Origin of the sequence: Goodfellowiella coeruleoviolacea, from assembly GCF_024171785.1 — a bacterium.
GTDB classification, from domain to species: domain Bacteria; phylum Actinomycetota; class Actinomycetes; order Mycobacteriales; family Pseudonocardiaceae; genus Goodfellowiella; species Goodfellowiella coeruleoviolacea.
In genome coordinates this window covers 333,364-347,224 of sequence record NZ_JAMTCK010000009.1, presented here as the reverse complement: position 1 = coordinate 347,224, position 13,861 = coordinate 333,364, and the positions used below count along the sequence as shown (strand labels likewise).

12 protein-coding genes are annotated in these 13,861 nt (G+C 71.9%); 8 read left to right on the top strand and 4 right to left on the bottom strand.

Going from position 1 to position 13,861, the window contains the following annotated elements; genetic code table 11:
• Window positions 1-7 precede the first annotated feature (7 nt).
• The gene (gene mptB / locus LX83_RS21235; RefSeq protein WP_253774079.1) at window positions 8-1,459 is read right to left on the bottom strand and encodes a polyprenol phosphomannose-dependent alpha 1,6 mannosyltransferase MptB; all 1,452 of its coding nucleotides are present in this window, start codon (window positions 1,457-1,459) and stop codon (window positions 8-10) included.
• A gap of 108 nt (window positions 1,460-1,567) precedes the next feature.
• Complete coding sequence (locus LX83_RS21230; RefSeq protein WP_253774077.1) at window positions 1,568-2,599, bottom strand: LacI family DNA-binding transcriptional regulator; 1,032 nt, start codon at window positions 2,597-2,599, stop codon at window positions 1,568-1,570.
• A 249-nt stretch (window positions 2,600-2,848) separates the two neighbouring features.
• On the opposite strand from LX83_RS21230, the gene LX83_RS21225 reads away from it, so the two are divergent.
• Genes LX83_RS21225 through LX83_RS21210 form a run of 4 tightly spaced genes read left to right on the top strand, consistent with a single transcriptional unit; the run spans window position 2,849 to window position 7,828 of the window.
• Window positions 2,849-4,159 (top strand): ABC transporter substrate-binding protein, encoded by a 1,311-nt coding sequence (locus LX83_RS21225; protein WP_253774075.1) that lies wholly within the window; start codon window positions 2,849-2,851, stop codon window positions 4,157-4,159.
• Between the two features lie 6 nt (window positions 4,160-4,165).
• On the top strand, window positions 4,166-5,089 hold the full coding sequence (locus LX83_RS21220; protein WP_253774073.1) for a carbohydrate ABC transporter permease: 924 nt from the start codon (window positions 4,166-4,168) through the stop codon (window positions 5,087-5,089).
• A gap of 13 nt (window positions 5,090-5,102) precedes the next feature.
• Window positions 5,103-5,909, top strand: coding sequence for a carbohydrate ABC transporter permease (locus tag LX83_RS21215; RefSeq protein ID WP_253774071.1), 807 nt, complete (start codon window positions 5,103-5,105; stop codon window positions 5,907-5,909).
• Between the two features lie 14 nt (window positions 5,910-5,923).
• Complete coding sequence (locus LX83_RS21210; RefSeq protein WP_253774069.1) at window positions 5,924-7,828, top strand: glycoside hydrolase family 127 protein; 1,905 nt, start codon at window positions 5,924-5,926, stop codon at window positions 7,826-7,828.
• A 509-nt stretch (window positions 7,829-8,337) separates the two neighbouring features.
• On the opposite strand, the gene LX83_RS21200 is transcribed toward LX83_RS21210, so the two are convergent.
• Window positions 8,338-9,165 (bottom strand): NAD(P)H-binding protein, encoded by an 828-nt coding sequence (locus LX83_RS21200; RefSeq protein ID WP_308204019.1) that lies wholly within the window; start codon window positions 9,163-9,165, stop codon window positions 8,338-8,340.
• A gap of 89 nt (window positions 9,166-9,254) precedes the next feature.
• Here LX83_RS21200 and LX83_RS21195 point away from each other — a divergent pair, with 89 nt between their 5' ends.
• From LX83_RS21195 to mca, 4 genes are all read left to right on the top strand, one after another.
• Window positions 9,255-9,722 carry a winged helix-turn-helix transcriptional regulator gene (locus tag LX83_RS21195; RefSeq protein WP_253774066.1) on the top strand — a complete coding sequence of 156 codons (468 nt, stop codon included), beginning with the start codon at window positions 9,255-9,257 and terminating at the stop codon, window positions 9,720-9,722.
• A 22-nt stretch (window positions 9,723-9,744) separates the two neighbouring features.
• Window positions 9,745-10,137 (top strand): hypothetical protein, encoded by a 393-nt coding sequence (locus LX83_RS21190; protein WP_253774065.1) that lies wholly within the window; start codon window positions 9,745-9,747, stop codon window positions 10,135-10,137.
• A 108-nt stretch (window positions 10,138-10,245) separates the two neighbouring features.
• Complete coding sequence (locus LX83_RS21185) at window positions 10,246-12,324, top strand: cellulose binding domain-containing protein (protein ID WP_253774064.1); 2,079 nt, start codon at window positions 10,246-10,248, stop codon at window positions 12,322-12,324.
• A 139-nt stretch (window positions 12,325-12,463) separates the two neighbouring features.
• Window positions 12,464-13,345: a mycothiol conjugate amidase Mca gene (gene mca, locus LX83_RS21180; protein ID WP_253774063.1), complete on the top strand. Its 882-nt coding sequence runs from the start codon at window positions 12,464-12,466 to the stop codon at window positions 13,343-13,345.
• Here mca and LX83_RS21175 read toward each other — a convergent pair.
• A complete protein-coding gene (locus LX83_RS21175; RefSeq protein ID WP_253774062.1) occupies window positions 13,320-13,838 on the bottom strand; it encodes a carboxymuconolactone decarboxylase family protein in 519 nt (172 codons plus the stop codon). The two genes, mca and LX83_RS21175, sit on opposite strands and share 26 nt — an antisense overlap.
• Window positions 13,839-13,861 lie beyond the last annotated feature (23 nt).

Here is a 13,861-nt window from a genome sequence, read left to right as displayed (position 1 = left end):
CGGCGGCCTACCTCCGGGCGCTGGCGGTGTGGGTCCGCTCGGGTGCGCCGCGCCGGGCGAGGAACGCGAGCGCCGCCACCACCAGTGCGCCGCCGAGGTAGCCGGCCACCAGCTGGCCGACCTTGCCGCTGAAGTTCCCGCCCAGCGGGGGCAGCAGCACGGCGAACAGTGCGACGAGCGCGGCCAGGGTGGTGCGGGCGCGGCCGGCCGGCAGGCAGGTGGCCAGGGGAACCGCGGCCCACAGCAGGTACCACGGCTGCACGGCCGGGCCGAACGCCACGACAACGGCGAGCAGCAGGCCGAGTGCCGGCAGCTCACCGAGTGAGCCGCGGAGCTGGCGGTGGACCACCACGACGGCGCCGCACGCGATCAGCGCGTAGCCGACGAGTTGGCCGACGCCGATCATCGTCTGGGTGATCCGCAGGCCGAACAGCGACCCGATCCCGCCGGTGAGGAAGCCGAACCAGTTGGTCGGGGCCATCCAGCTGTTCACCTGGCCGGACGTGCCCAGCGTGGTGAGCCAGCCGAACCCGAGGCCGGTGGCCAGCGAGACCACCGCGGAGACGACCGCGACCGAGGCGAGCATCGCCGTGCCGGTGAGCGCGAGGTGCCACAGCGTGCCGCCCAGCCGCCGGGCGAGCGCGGTGCCGACGACCGCCAGGGCCACCACGGCCGGCAGCTTGACGTCCGCGGCGAGCGCGATGAGCAGCACACCTGCCGACAGCCGCCACCACTGGACCCGTTCGTCCACTGCGGACAGTGCGAGCACGGTGCCGGCGAGCATGAGCCCGAGCATCAGCGCGTCGTTGTGCACACCGGCCACGAAGTGCCACAGCAGCAACGGGTTCGCGACACCGAGCCACAGCGCCGCGTTCGCCGGGACGCCCGCCCTGGCCGCCAGCCGGGGCACCGCCCACAGCACCAGTGCCACCCCGACGAGGGCGACCAGCCGGTACAGCAGCAGACCGGTGAGCTGCTGCTCGCCGGTGACCTGTGCGATCAGCCGCTGGACCGCGGTGAACAGCGGCCCGTAGGGCGAGGGCGTGTCCAGCCAGTACCCGCTCATGTTCCGGGTGAGTTCGTCCGCCGGGCCGAGGCCCTGGCGCGGCCCGAGAACGTAGGGATCAAGGCCCCGGGCGGCGATCGCGCCCTGCGCCAGGTAGCTCTCGACGTCACGGCTGAACAACGGTGGCGCGGCGAGCAGTGGACCGGCCCACAACAGGACCGTCCACTTGAGAGCGCGGGGCCCTGGGGCCGCGTCGCCGCCCGTGACGACCAGCCTGCCGAGCAGGACCCAGGCCAGCACCACCGTGCCCATCCCGGCGACGGCCGCGGCGAGCACGACCGCGGGGACGGTGGTCAGCCAGCGCGGCGTGGCCGCCGCGTTCAGCAGGGTCGCCACCGTGAGCAGGAGTGCCCCGGAGAAACCGAGCCAGCGCAAGAAATCTCCCCGACGCATGGGCGGAGACTAACAGTCCGTCCCTGGTCGACCGCGTGGCGTTGGGCGGGACACGGGCCCTCGCGCGGAGTCGGCCGTGCCCGGCGGGCCCCGGGTACGGCAGGCCGGTCAGCTCCCGCCCGGAGCGCTGTCGAGCGCGGGTGCCGGGGTGCTGGAGGCGGCCGTGGAGTCGCGGATGACCAGCCGGCACGGGTGGGTGTGCCGGCCCGGCGACGCCTCGCCGTTGATCGCGGCCAGCAGCAGGTCGGCGGCGGTGCGGCCGAGCTTCTCCAGTTCCATGTCCACGCTGGTGAGCGGGGGCTGGCAGCCCAGGGCCATCACGTCCCAGTTGTCGAAGCCGACCAGGGCCACGTCGTCGGGGACGCGCCGGCCGGCGGCGCGCAGCGCGTCGGCCACACCGCGGGCGATCTGGTCGCTGCCGCAGAACACCGCGTCGACCTCGGCGTTGGCGCCCAGCAGGAGCTGCGCCGCCTGCCGGCCCCAGGCCTCGCTCCACTCGCCGAACAGCGGGGCGCCGGCCAGCCGCAGGCCGGCCTCGGCGAGCCGGTCGGTGGCCGCGGTGGCGCGCACGGTCGCCGAGTGGTGGTGCTCCGGGCCGGTGATGTGGGCGATCCGGCGGCGGCCAACGGCCAGCAGGTGGTCAACGGCCTTGTGCGCGCCGCCCGCCTCGTCCGGCACCACCGAGCAGTCCCGGGGGTCGGTGGAGCTGATGAACGCGTACACCACCGGGATGGGCAGGCCGGTGCCGATCGGTGGGCGGGCCTGGGTGCGGCGGCCGGTGACGATGATGCCGTCGACCCGGCGGCTGAGCAGCGTGCGCAGGTAGTACTGCTCGCGGATGGGGTCGTCGCGCGCGTCGCACAGGAACACCGACATCTCACCCGCGCCCAGCGCGTCCTCGGCGCCCATCATCAGCGGGATGCTGAACCGGCCGATGGTGTCGGTGGTGATCATGCCGACGGTGTAGGTCCGGCCGGAGTTCAGCGCCACCGCGGCCCGGTTCGGCTGGAAGCCGAGCTGCTCGGCGGCGGACAGCACCCGGTGCCTGGTTTCCGCGCGCAGCGAGCCCCGGCCGTTGAGCGCTTTGGACACGGTGCCGACCGAGACACCGGCGAGCTGGGCAACGTCGTTGATCGTCACCGGCCGGCCGGTGTTTCCGGGTCTTTCCGCGGCTTTCCTTCCAGGCATGTGCCCACAGTACTCGGGCGCACTGCCCCGATCGCCGGAATGAGCAGGTCGTACCAGGCACTTGACAGTACCGTGACCCGCACCTAGCGTGTTCGGAAAACGGTTTCCTGACTTTCTCCGCTCCCAAGATCACCCGAGATCGCCCCCGACATCGCCTCCGCGCAGCCCGCAGCCACCAGCGGCTTTCCGTTAGGAGACACGATGAGTTCGCACACCCGACCCGGCGCCCGGCGGGGGCTCGCCGCACTCGTCGGCGTGGTCAGCGCGCTGGCCCTCGTCGCCTGCCAGCGCGGCCCGGCGACGTCCTCGGCCGACGACACCGGGGCGGTGGACGACGCAACCACGATCACCATGTGGACCAGATCACCGACGGCCACGTTCAGCCAGACGCTGGTGGACGCCTACAACGCCAGCCACCGCAACAAGGTGGAGCTGACCGTGTTCCCGGCCGACTCCTACCAGCAGAAGGTCGGCACGGCCGCGGGCGCCCGCCAGCTGCCGGACGTGCTCGCCGCCGACGTGGTGTACGCGCCCAACTACGCGGCCAAGGGCGTGTACCTGGACATCACCGCGCGGGTGAACCAGCTGCCGTTCCGGCAGTCCCTGGCGCCCGCGCACATGAAGGCGGCCACCCACGACGGCAAGAACTACGCGGTCCCGCACGACATCGACCTGTCCGCGGTCTTCTACAACAAGGTGCTGTTCGCCCGCGCCGGACTCGACCCGGACAAGCCACCGTCCACTCTGGACGAACTGGTCGCCGACGCCAGGCGGGTGCAGGCACTGGGCGGGGGCGTCAGCGGCTACTTCTTCGGTGGCGCCTGCCCCGGCTGCCAGCTGTTCACCACCTGGCCGATGATCTGGGCCTCCGGCGGCACCGTGCTCAACGAGCAGGGCACCGCGGCCACGATGGACAACCCGGCCGCGGCCAGGGTGTACGCGATGCAGCGCCAGCTCTACGCCGAGGGCGTGGTGCCCGCGTCCGCCAAGAACGAGTCCGGTCCCACGTGGACACAGCTGTTCAGCGAGGGCAAGGTCGGCATCCAGCCGATGGGGGCCACCGCGCTGCAGGGCATGCGGGAGGGACCGGACCTGCGGATCGGGGTGGCACCGATCCCCGGGCTGACCGGCGGCGGCTCCTCGTTCGTCGGTGGTGACGTGCTCGGCATCAGCGCCAACAGCCAGCACGCGGCCGCGGCGTGGGACTTCATCTCCTGGACGCTGTCCGACCAGGCACAGGTGGACGTGGTGGCGCGGAGCAAGAACATCACGGTCCGCTCCGATTTGGCCGACAACCCGCACGCCACACAGGACCCCCGGCTGGGCGTGTTCAACCGGCTGGTCGGCCAGGGACAGACGCCCATCTCGGTCAACTTCGGCAGAACGTTCAACGACACCAACGGTCCGTGGACCGCGGCCGTGATCGACGCGGTGTTCGGCACCGGCGAGGTGTCCTCGGTGCTGCACCAGCACAACCCGGCCATCACCGAGTCGCTGGCCAGTGGAGGCTGAGGCGTGGTGTCCCCGTCGCCCCCCGCGCTGTCGCCGCCGACCACGCCGGCGCCGGCCCCGCGCCGCCGCCACTCGCTGCGCCGGCAGCGGCGCCGACTGGGGCTGCTGTACGCGGCCCCGATGGCGGTGCTGGTGGCCGTGCTGTTCGTCATCCCGCTCGGGCTGATGGTGTGGATGTCGGTCAACCACTGGCCGCTGCTGGGCGCGTCCGCGCCCAACGGGGTGGCCAACTACCAGGCCCTGCGCGATCCGCTGTTCCTGCGGGCTGTCTGGTTCACCCTGCGCTACACCGCGGTCACCACCGTCGTGCTCGGCCTGGTCGCCTTCGGCCTGGCCCTGCTCGTGCAGCGGAACCGGCCCGGGGTGGGGATCTTCCGCACGATCTTCTTCCTGCCCAGCGCGGTCGGGCTGGCCGCAACCAGTCTGCTGTTCTACGGGTTGTTCAACACCGAGGACTCCCCGCTCAACCAGGTCGTGCGGGCGTTCGGCCTCGGCCAGGTGGACTGGCTCGGCTCCACCGACAGCGCGCTCGGCTCGACCACGGGCATGATCACCTGGCGGTTCGCCGGGTTCTACATGCTCATCCTGATGACCGGGCTGCACTCGATCGACCCGGTGCTGCACGAGGCCGCGCGGGTGGACGGCGCCAGCAGGTGGCAGATCCTGTGGCGGGTCACGCTGCCGCTGCTGCGGCCGACGCTCGCGCTGGCCGCGGTGCTGTCGCTGACCGGCTCGCTGCTGGCGTTCGACCAGTTCTTCATCCTCACCGGCGGCCGGCACGACACGGCCACCGTGGTCATCGACATCTACCGCGAGGCGTTCCTGTCGCAGGACCTGGGCCGGGCCGCCGCGGTCTCGGTGGCCACGCTCGCCGTGCTGATCGTGCTCAACGTCGCGCAACTGCGGCTGCTGCGCCGCGAAGGGCGGTGACGCCGTGTCCCGGGTGCGCACCACCGGTTTGCACGTCACCAGTGCGGCGCTGGCCGTGCTGTTCCTGCTGCCGCTGCTGTGGACGCTCTACTCGTCGCTGACCGGCCGCCAGGCCGCGGCGGACGGCCGGGGCTGGGGTGTGGCCAACTACCAGCGGCTGGCCGAGTACGGCAGCGGGCTGGGCAGCTACCTGGTCAACACCGCCGTGGTCGCCCTCGTCGCGGTCACCGTCACCGTGGTGACGACCACGCTCGGCGGGTATGCCGTGGCCCGGCTCCCCTTTCCCGGGCGCAACCTGCTGTTCCTGGTCACCCTGGCCATCCTGATGGTCCCGTACACCACGATCCTGGTGCCGCTGTACATCCTGCTGGGCTGGCTCGGCCTGCAGAACTCGCTGGTCGGCCTCGGGCTGGTGCTCGCCGTGCTGCAACTGCCGTTCGGGCTGTTCATGATGCGCAACTCCTTTGCCGCGCTGCCGGTGGAACTGGAGGAGGCGGCGCTCGTCGACGGCTGCACGGTCGGCGGCGCGCTGCGCCGGGTGCTGCTGCGCGGCGTGCTGCCCGGGATCGTCACCGTGGCGCTGTTCTCGTTCCTGGCGGCCTGGAACGAGTTCGTGGCTCCCCTGATCTTCCTCACCGACGGCGCGAAGTTCACCCTGCCCCTCGCGCTGTTCAACCTCCAGTCCGGCAGCCTCGGCTCGGTCGACTTCGGCGCGCTGCAGGCGGGTGTGGTCGCCTCGGCGCTGCCGTGCGTGGCGGTGTTCCTCGTGTTGCAGCGGTACTACGTGCGCGGCTTCTCCTCGGGCGCCCTCAAGGGCTGAAAGGGAGCACCTCGATGACCGATTCCGTCCCGGGTCCCGTCCACCCCATGCCCACCGCGATCGCCGCGCTGCGGCCGCTGGCCCTCACCGACGTCACCTTCGCGCCCGCCAGCCTGCTGGGCGAGTGGCAGCGGCGCAACGCCACCCGCACGCTGCCGCACTGCGTCGACCAGCTCGACGCCTCGGGTGCCCTGGACAACCTGCGGCGCGTCACCGGGGAGGTCGGCGGTGCGCACCAGAACATGTGGTTCGCCGACTCCGACGTCTACAAGACCCTGGAGGCGGCGGCCTGGCAGCTGGGCCGGACCCCGGACGACGCCGCGCTGCGCTCCTTCGTGGACTCCACGGCCGCGTTGCTGGCCGGGGCGATCGACGCGGACGGCTACCTGAACTCCCACATCACCCTGGTCAAGCCGGAACAGCGGTGGCAGGAGCTGCACTGGAGTCACGAGCTGTACTGCGCCGGCCACCTCATCCAGGCGGCCGTGGCCGCGGCACGGGCCGGGGTGGGCGCGGAGCTGCTGCCGACCGCCCGGCGGTTCGCGGACCTGATCGTCGCGCGGTTCAGCGCGGTCGACGACGTCGACGGGCACCCGGAGATCGAGACCGCGCTGGTGGAGCTGTACCGGGTGACCGGGCACCGGCCCTACCTCGACCTGGCCCGGCGCTTCCTCGACCTGCGCGGGCACGGGCTGCTCAACGGCGAGCGGTTCGGCTCGGCGTACCTGCAGGACCACGTGCCGGTCCGGCGCGCCCAGGCGGTCGCCGGCCACGTCGTGCGCCAGCTGTACCTGCTGGCGGGTGTGGTGGACGTGGCCGTGGAGACGCACGACGACGAACTGCTCGACGCCGCGCACCGGCTGTGGGACGACGCGTTCGGCGCCAAGACCTACCTCACCGGCGCGCAGGGCTCGCGCCACCGCGACGAGGCGTTCGGCGACCCCTACGAGCTGCCGCCGGACCGGGCCTACGGCGAGACCTGTGCCGGGATCGCGAGCTTCCAGTGGAACTGGCGCATGCTGCTGGCCACCGGTGACGCCCGGTACGCCGACGAGATGGAACGGGCGCTGCACAACGTGATCGCCGGATCCACGGCACTGGACGGGACGCACTTCTTCTACTCCAATCCCCTGCACCTGCGCACCGGCCACGACGGCTCGCACGAGGACGCGCCGTCCCAGCGCCTGCCGTGGTACTCGTGCGCGTGCTGCCCGCCCAACCTGGCCCGGCTGGTGGCGTCCCTGTCCGGCTACGCGGTCACCACCGACCACAGTGGACTCCAGGTTCACCTGTACGCGGCCGGCACGGTCGAGACCACTGTGGACGGATCAGCGGTGCGGGTCAGCACGCGCACCGACTACCCGTGGGACGGGCGGGTCGAGCTGACCGTGGCGACCGAGGCGCCGCTGGTGCTGGCACTGCGGATGCCCGGCTGGTGTCCGGTGGCCGACGTCCGCGTGGACGGCGCCCCGGTGCAGGCCGGGGCGGTCCGCGACGGCTACCTCCGGCTGCGCCGCGACTGGTCCGGCGGGGCCACCGTCACCCTCGATTTGCCCATGCCCGCCCGCGTTGTCCGGCCGCACCCGCGCATCGACGCCGTGCGCGGCTGCGTCGCGCTGACCCGCGGCCCGCTGGTGTACTGCCTGGAACAGGCCGACCTGCCGGCCGGGGTCACGCTGGAGGACGTGCGCGTCGACCCGGCCGCGCCGATCGCGGTCGACCGGCTGGCGGACATCCCGGTGGTGCTCAGGGCGCGCGGCGCGATCGAGCAGCCCGGGTCGGCGGCGCTGTACACGGCGTCCGCCCCCACCGCGCCCCGGACCGAACCACTCGCGCTCACCGCCGTTCCGTACTTCCTGTGGGGCAACCGGGTTCCCGGCCCGATGCGGGTCTGGCTCCCGGTCACCACCACGGGATGAGGTAACACTCCCGGGCTGGGACCCGTGCGGTGCGACCACCAGCGGTCGCGCCGCGATCGACCACGACGTGATCCGCCCGCCCGCGTACCCGGCCCGAGGTGGTCCGGGCCGACCAGGCGTTCTCCTCCCACGCGATCCGGCAGCACCTGCGCTCCCGCACGATCCGGTGCACCATTCCCGAGCCGGCCGACCGCATCGCCGCCCGGCAGCGGCGTGGCAGCCGTGGTGGTCGTCCGCGGCCTGGAGCGCGTCGAGCTGGCTGTCCAAGGATTGGTGGACGGTGGAGGCGCGGACGTAGCCGACGCATACGTGCCCAGCCGGCCCGATGCCGGTCGCGGCCTGGCGGGGCGTCCGGATCCAGAGCGTGCCCGGCTTGCGGACGATCGAGTCATGCAGCGGTAAGGGCGGGAGGGCGAACTTGAGCCAATTTGGGGTCATCGTTCACGCCCCGACGCGAAGCGGCGGATGAGACGGCGTCAAGAATCGCGTGGGGGCGGGAACGAGAACGCCTATGCCACGGCGGTGGCGATCACGTCCAGCGCGGACCGCGGGGCCCGGCCAAGCAGATCGGCCAGGTCGCCGGCGGTTTCGGCCATGAAACCGGCCGCGATGACGGAGTAGGTGGAGACCACGATCGGGATCTGCCAGCCCGGAACACCGGCGGTGGTGAGTGCCTCGCGGAGCTGGGCTAGTGTGCCGGGCTCGTAGACGACGTCCTTTCCGGTCGCCTCGGCCACCGCGCGGGCGATGTCGGCGCCGCCGACGGCGTGCTCGCCGACCAGTTCGTAGATCTTGCCACCGTGGCTGGCGGGCTTGGCCACGATCTTGGCGGTGACGTCCGCGAGGTCCTCCCGGGCCACCGCGGCCAGCCGTCCCTCCCCCAGCGGGCCGGTGAACCTGCCGGTGGCCGCCGCCTCGGCCGCACCCGGGATGCTCATCTCGGCGTAGATGCCGTTGCGCAGGATCGTCCAGTCCGTACGGCCGGCCATCAACCGGCGCTCCGTCCAGCGATGCGCAAGCGCGAACGCGAGGTGGTCCCCGGCCGCCGACAGACTCGTGTAGACGATGTGGCCGACCCCGGCCTGCTCCGCGGCGTCGATGGCGGCCCCATGACGGGCGATGACCACGTCGTCCTCCGCATATCCCGCCGAGATGAGCAACACCACTTCCGCGCCCTCGAACCCCTTCGTCAGACTCGCCGGGTCGTCGAAGTCGACAAGGCGTGTCGGCACGTTCACCGACAGTTGATCCGGAGTCCTGCTTCCCGCCCACACGCCCTGGTGCTCGGCCAGGCGCTCCAGCACCAGGCTTCCCAGCCCACCCGACGCACCGGTCACAAGGATCAACACTGCCCCCTCGATATGGTTCTCTTCGGTAACCGCACCATTGTCGGCCGCTGCCGGGCGGAGCGTAAGGAGGCACGTTGATGTCGGTGAGGCACACCGGGGTAACCACCGATCCCGCCATCCTCCGTGACGACGAACAGATGGCCTGCGATGTCCGGGAGGTCCTGGACCGCATCGGCGACAAATGGACGGTGCTGGTGATCAACGAGCTGGCGCACGGCGTACGCCGCTTCCGGCAACTCCAGCGGTGCGTCCAGGGCATCTCCCAGCGCATGCTGACCCTGACCCTCCGCCGCCTGGAACGCGATGGCCTGGTCGTACGCACCGTCTACCCGACCGTTCCGGCCCGCGTCGAGTACGCGCTGACTCCCACCGGCCACAGCCTCACATTCGTGCTGAAAGCCGTCGCCGACTGGGCGGCGGAGCACCGCCACACCGTGATCGAGTCCCGCGCCCACTGGGACAGCGGGACAGGAGAACCTGGTCCCGGTCTGGAGAGGCCAAGGCGCACGGGACAACCCGGACGCGCAGCCAGCGCAGTGGACTGAGGACAACGGCTACCAGCCGGCCATGAAGACCACCCGCACGCCGGGCACGGTCGGCATCAGCATCCAGAACTCCGCCAACCGGGTCACCAGCAACGGCAACGCGTTCCTGCCCGTCCACACCCGGGTCGCGGTCACCGACAACGGCTCGTCCTCGGCGACGGTCCCGCCTGGCGGCGCCGGCCCGAACCTGGTCCGGCTGACGGGTCCACTCTGGACAGTGTCGCACCGGGCCAGGCCAGCAACCACGACCTGTGGTGGCCGTGGACAACTTCGGCAGCGGCGCCGCCCTGCCGACCGGATCGACGCTGTCGTCGAACGCGCCGAACACGACACGGCCCACAACCAGATGGCGGCGCACTGGAACGCGCGCCTGGCCGAGACGAACACGTTCAGCCTGCCCAACACCACCTGTTGACTTGCACGTCGGGCGGTGCTTAGCTCGGTAATCTGGGAGCGCTCCCATATTCGGCTCCCGCAACCGGCAGCTGACCGCTCGTTCCGGGCGGACGAGGAGGCGATCTCCGTGCCAGCACACCGTTTCCGCCGGATCACCCGCGCGACCGCGGCCGTGCTCGTGGCCGCGGCGCTGCCGGCAGCCACGAACGCGGTCACCAACGCCGCCAGCGCGGCACCGGACTCCCCCGACGTCACCGTCACGGTCAACGCCAGGGCCGGGCTGGCCACGGTGCCGGAGACCGCGCTGGGCGTGAACCACGCCGTGTGGGACAGCGAACTGGGCACCAACACCGTGGCCGACCTGCTCGGCCGCGCCGGCGTGCGGATGATGCGCTACCCCGGTGGCTCCTACGGCGACATCTACCACTGGAAGACCCACACGGCACCGGGCGGGTACGTCGCACCGAACACGGACTTCGACACGTTCATGGGCGGGGTGCGGCGCGCCGGGGCGCAGCCGATCATCATCGCCAACTACGGCACCGGCACCGCGCAGGAGGCCGCCGACTGGGTGCGCTACGCCAACATCACCAAGGGCTACGGCGCCAGGTACTGGGAGATCGGCAACGAGCTGTACGGCAACGGCCACTACGGCAACGGCTGGGAAGCCGACGACCACCCGGACAAGAGCCCGACCACGTACGCCACCGAGGTCGTCGCCTACGCCGAGGCGATGAAGGCCGTCGATCCGACGATCAAGGTCGGCGCCGTGCTCACCACCCCGGCGAACTGGCCGGACGCGGTCGTGGCCGAGGGCGACCCGGCGAGCTGGAACCAGACGGTGCTGTCGATCGCCGGCCCGCACATCGACTTCGTCATCGTGCACTGGTACCCGGGCGGGGCCACGGCGGCCGAGACGTTCGCCAAGCCGGACCAGGTCGGCGACATGATCTACCTGGTGCGCCAGCAGATCAGCCGCTACGCCGGGGCCAACCCGGAGCGGATCGGCATCGCCATGACCGAGCTGAACACCTCGGTCGGCCGCAACACCCAGCCGGGTGCGCTGTTCGCGGCCGAGGCCTACACCGCGCTGCTGGAGAACGGCGTGTTCACCGTGGACTGGTGGAACGTCCACAACGGACCGGGCAAGGCGTCCACAGTGGCCGGTTACCCCGACTACGACGACTTCGGCCTGCTGTCCAGCGCCGGCTGCCTGCCGGACGGCACCTGCGAACCGCCGCTGAACACACCGTTCGCGCCCTACCACGCCCTGCGGATGCTGAGCCTGTTCGCCCGGCCCGGCGACCAGCTGGTCCGGGCCGGCACGGACGAGTCCCTGGTCGGGGCGCACGCCGTGCGCCGGCCCAACGGTGACCTCGCCGTGCTGCTGACCAACAAGGACCCGGACAACGCCCGCACGGTCAGCATCGACTACGCCGGCTACACCCCTGCCGCGACCACCCCGCAGGTGCACACCTTCACCAACGGGGCGACCGGCATCACCAGCGGGACCGGTGGCACCGCGACCACGCAGACGCTGCCGCCGTACTCGCTGACCACGATCGTGCTGCACCCGGCGTCCCCGGCCGCCGGCCTGCCCGGCGCTCCGGGCCAGCCCACGGCGAGCGCGGTCACCGACCGGTCCGCGACCATCACCTGGCCGGCCGCCGCGCCTGGCCGGCACCCCATCGCCAAGTACGAGGTCCACCGCCAGGTCGGCGCGATCAGCGAGCAGTGGACGGAGACCACGGGCACCTCGGTGACCGTGCACAACCTCGCCCCGGGCACCCGCTACACCGTCAACGTCGTGGCCAGGGACACCGCGGGCGGGGTCTCCTGGTCCTCCCCGCCGCTGACCCTCACCACCGGCAGTCCCGCCGACAGCACCTGCGCCGTGCGTCTGTCCACTGTGAACGACTGGAGCAGCGGGTTCGTCGGCGGGGTCGACATCACCAACACCGGCACCGAACCGGTCACCGGCTGGACGCTCACCTTCTCCTGGCCCACCGGCTGGCAGAAGCTGACCAGCGGCTGGAGCGGCACCTGGGCCCAGGAGGGCACCACGGTCACGGTCACCAACTCCGACGGCAACCGCACCATCGAGCCGAACGCGACGGTCAACGCCGGGTTCGTCGCCGACTACACCGGTCCCAACGTGCTGCCCACGGCGTTCACCCTGAACGGGGTCGGCTGCCGGACGGCCTGACCGCGAGCAGGGACGCGGGTCCCAGCACGACTCTAGGTCGGACCTAAGATTATTCTTGACACAGTTTTAGGTCCGACCTACCGTTGTCGCCACGACCACGTTCCCCGCCGCCCGGCGGACGGACCCGCGAAAGGCAGACATGAACCCGCACCCCACCCCCGGCGAGCCACTGCGCCTGATGAGCGTGCACGCGCACCCCGACGACGAGTCGAGCAAGGGCGCGGCCACCCTCGCCAAGTACGCCGCCGAGGGCGTGGACGTCCTGGTGGTCACCTGCACCGGCGGGGAGCGCGGCGACGTGCTCAACCCGGCCATGGACCGGCCGGACGTCCGGGCGAACCTGGCCGAGATCCGGCGCGCGGAAATGGCCGCGGCCAGGCAGATCCTGGGGGTGCGCCAGCAGTTCCTCGGCTTTGTCGACTCGGGGCTGCCCGCTGCCGGCGAGGCGCTGCCGGCGGACTGCTTCGCCGTCCAGCCACTGGCCGAGGCGACCGAGCGCCTGGTGGGGTTGATCCGCGAGTTCCGCCCGCACGTGGTGATCACCTACGACCCGACCGGCGGCTACCCCCACCCCGACCACGTCAGGACCCACCAGGTCACCGCGGCGGCCTTCGCCTCGGCCGGGGACGGCACCCACTACCCCGCCGCGGGCGAGCCCTGGCAGCCGCTCAAGCTCTACTACCACGGCGCGCTGTCGCGGGCGTGGTTCCAGACCATGCACGACGCGCTGACGGCCCGCGGCCTCGACTCCGGGATGCGGGAGGTCCTGGCCGAGTTCCCGGAGGACGCGCCCGCCCTGGAGATCACCACCCGCGTGCCGTGCGCGGAGCACTTCGCCACCAGGGACCGGGCGCTGCTCGCCCACGCCACGCAGATCGACCCCGACGCCGGGTTCATGCGCCACGACCGCGACGTGGAACGGCAGGTGTGGCCCACCGAGGACTACCACCTGGCCCGGTCCCACGTCGAGGTCACCCTGCCCGAGGACGACCTGTTCACCGGTGTGCGTCCGGGCCGCTGATCCCGGCGACGAGGTTGAACGACCCGGTCAGCTGGTTGAGCACGACCAGTCCGACAACGTCGGCGACCGCCCGGTCATCCCACCCGTGCGCGCGCAGGTCGGCCACGTCCTCCTGGCTGATCGAGGCCGGCTCGGCCAGCACGCGCACCGCGAACCCGATGAGGGCCGCCTCCCGGGCGTCGGTGGCGGTTCCCTGGCGCGCCAGGGCGATGTCGGTGTCGCTCAGCCCGGCGGCGCGACCCGCCTCGGTGTGTGCCGCCAGGCAGGCGGCACAGCCGATCCACTCCTGCACGGCCAGGGAGATCCGCTCGGTCAGCGCGCGCGGGAGCTTGACCCGCTTCATCGCGCGGGACAGGTCGAGGTAGCCCTGGAGCAGGGCCGGCGAGTGGGCCATGGTGCGGACCATGTCGCCGGCCGAACCGTGCCGCCCGATGATCTCCGTCAGCAGCTCACCGGATCGCGCCGGGGCGTCGGCTGGGTCGAGGGGTTTCACCGCGTCCTCCCGTGGTGGGTGTG

Excerpts from the sequence above, each read along its gene's own strand:
- mptB (WP_253774079.1), bottom strand. The coding sequence starts at position 1,459 with ATGCGTCGGGGAGATTTCTTGCGCTGGCTCGGTTTCTCCGGGGCACTC.
- LX83_RS21225 (WP_253774075.1), top strand. The coding sequence starts at position 2,849 with ATGAGTTCGCACACCCGACCCGGCGCCCGGCGGGGGCTCGCCGCACTC.
- LX83_RS21210 (WP_253774069.1), top strand. The coding sequence starts at position 5,924 with ATGACCGATTCCGTCCCGGGTCCCGTCCACCCCATGCCCACCGCGATC.
- LX83_RS21195 (WP_253774066.1), top strand. The coding sequence starts at position 9,255 with ATGTCGGTGAGGCACACCGGGGTAACCACCGATCCCGCCATCCTCCGT.
- LX83_RS21190 (WP_253774065.1), top strand. The coding sequence starts at position 9,745 with ATGAAGACCACCCGCACGCCGGGCACGGTCGGCATCAGCATCCAGAAC.
- mca (WP_253774063.1), top strand. The coding sequence starts at position 12,464 with ATGAACCCGCACCCCACCCCCGGCGAGCCACTGCGCCTGATGAGCGTG.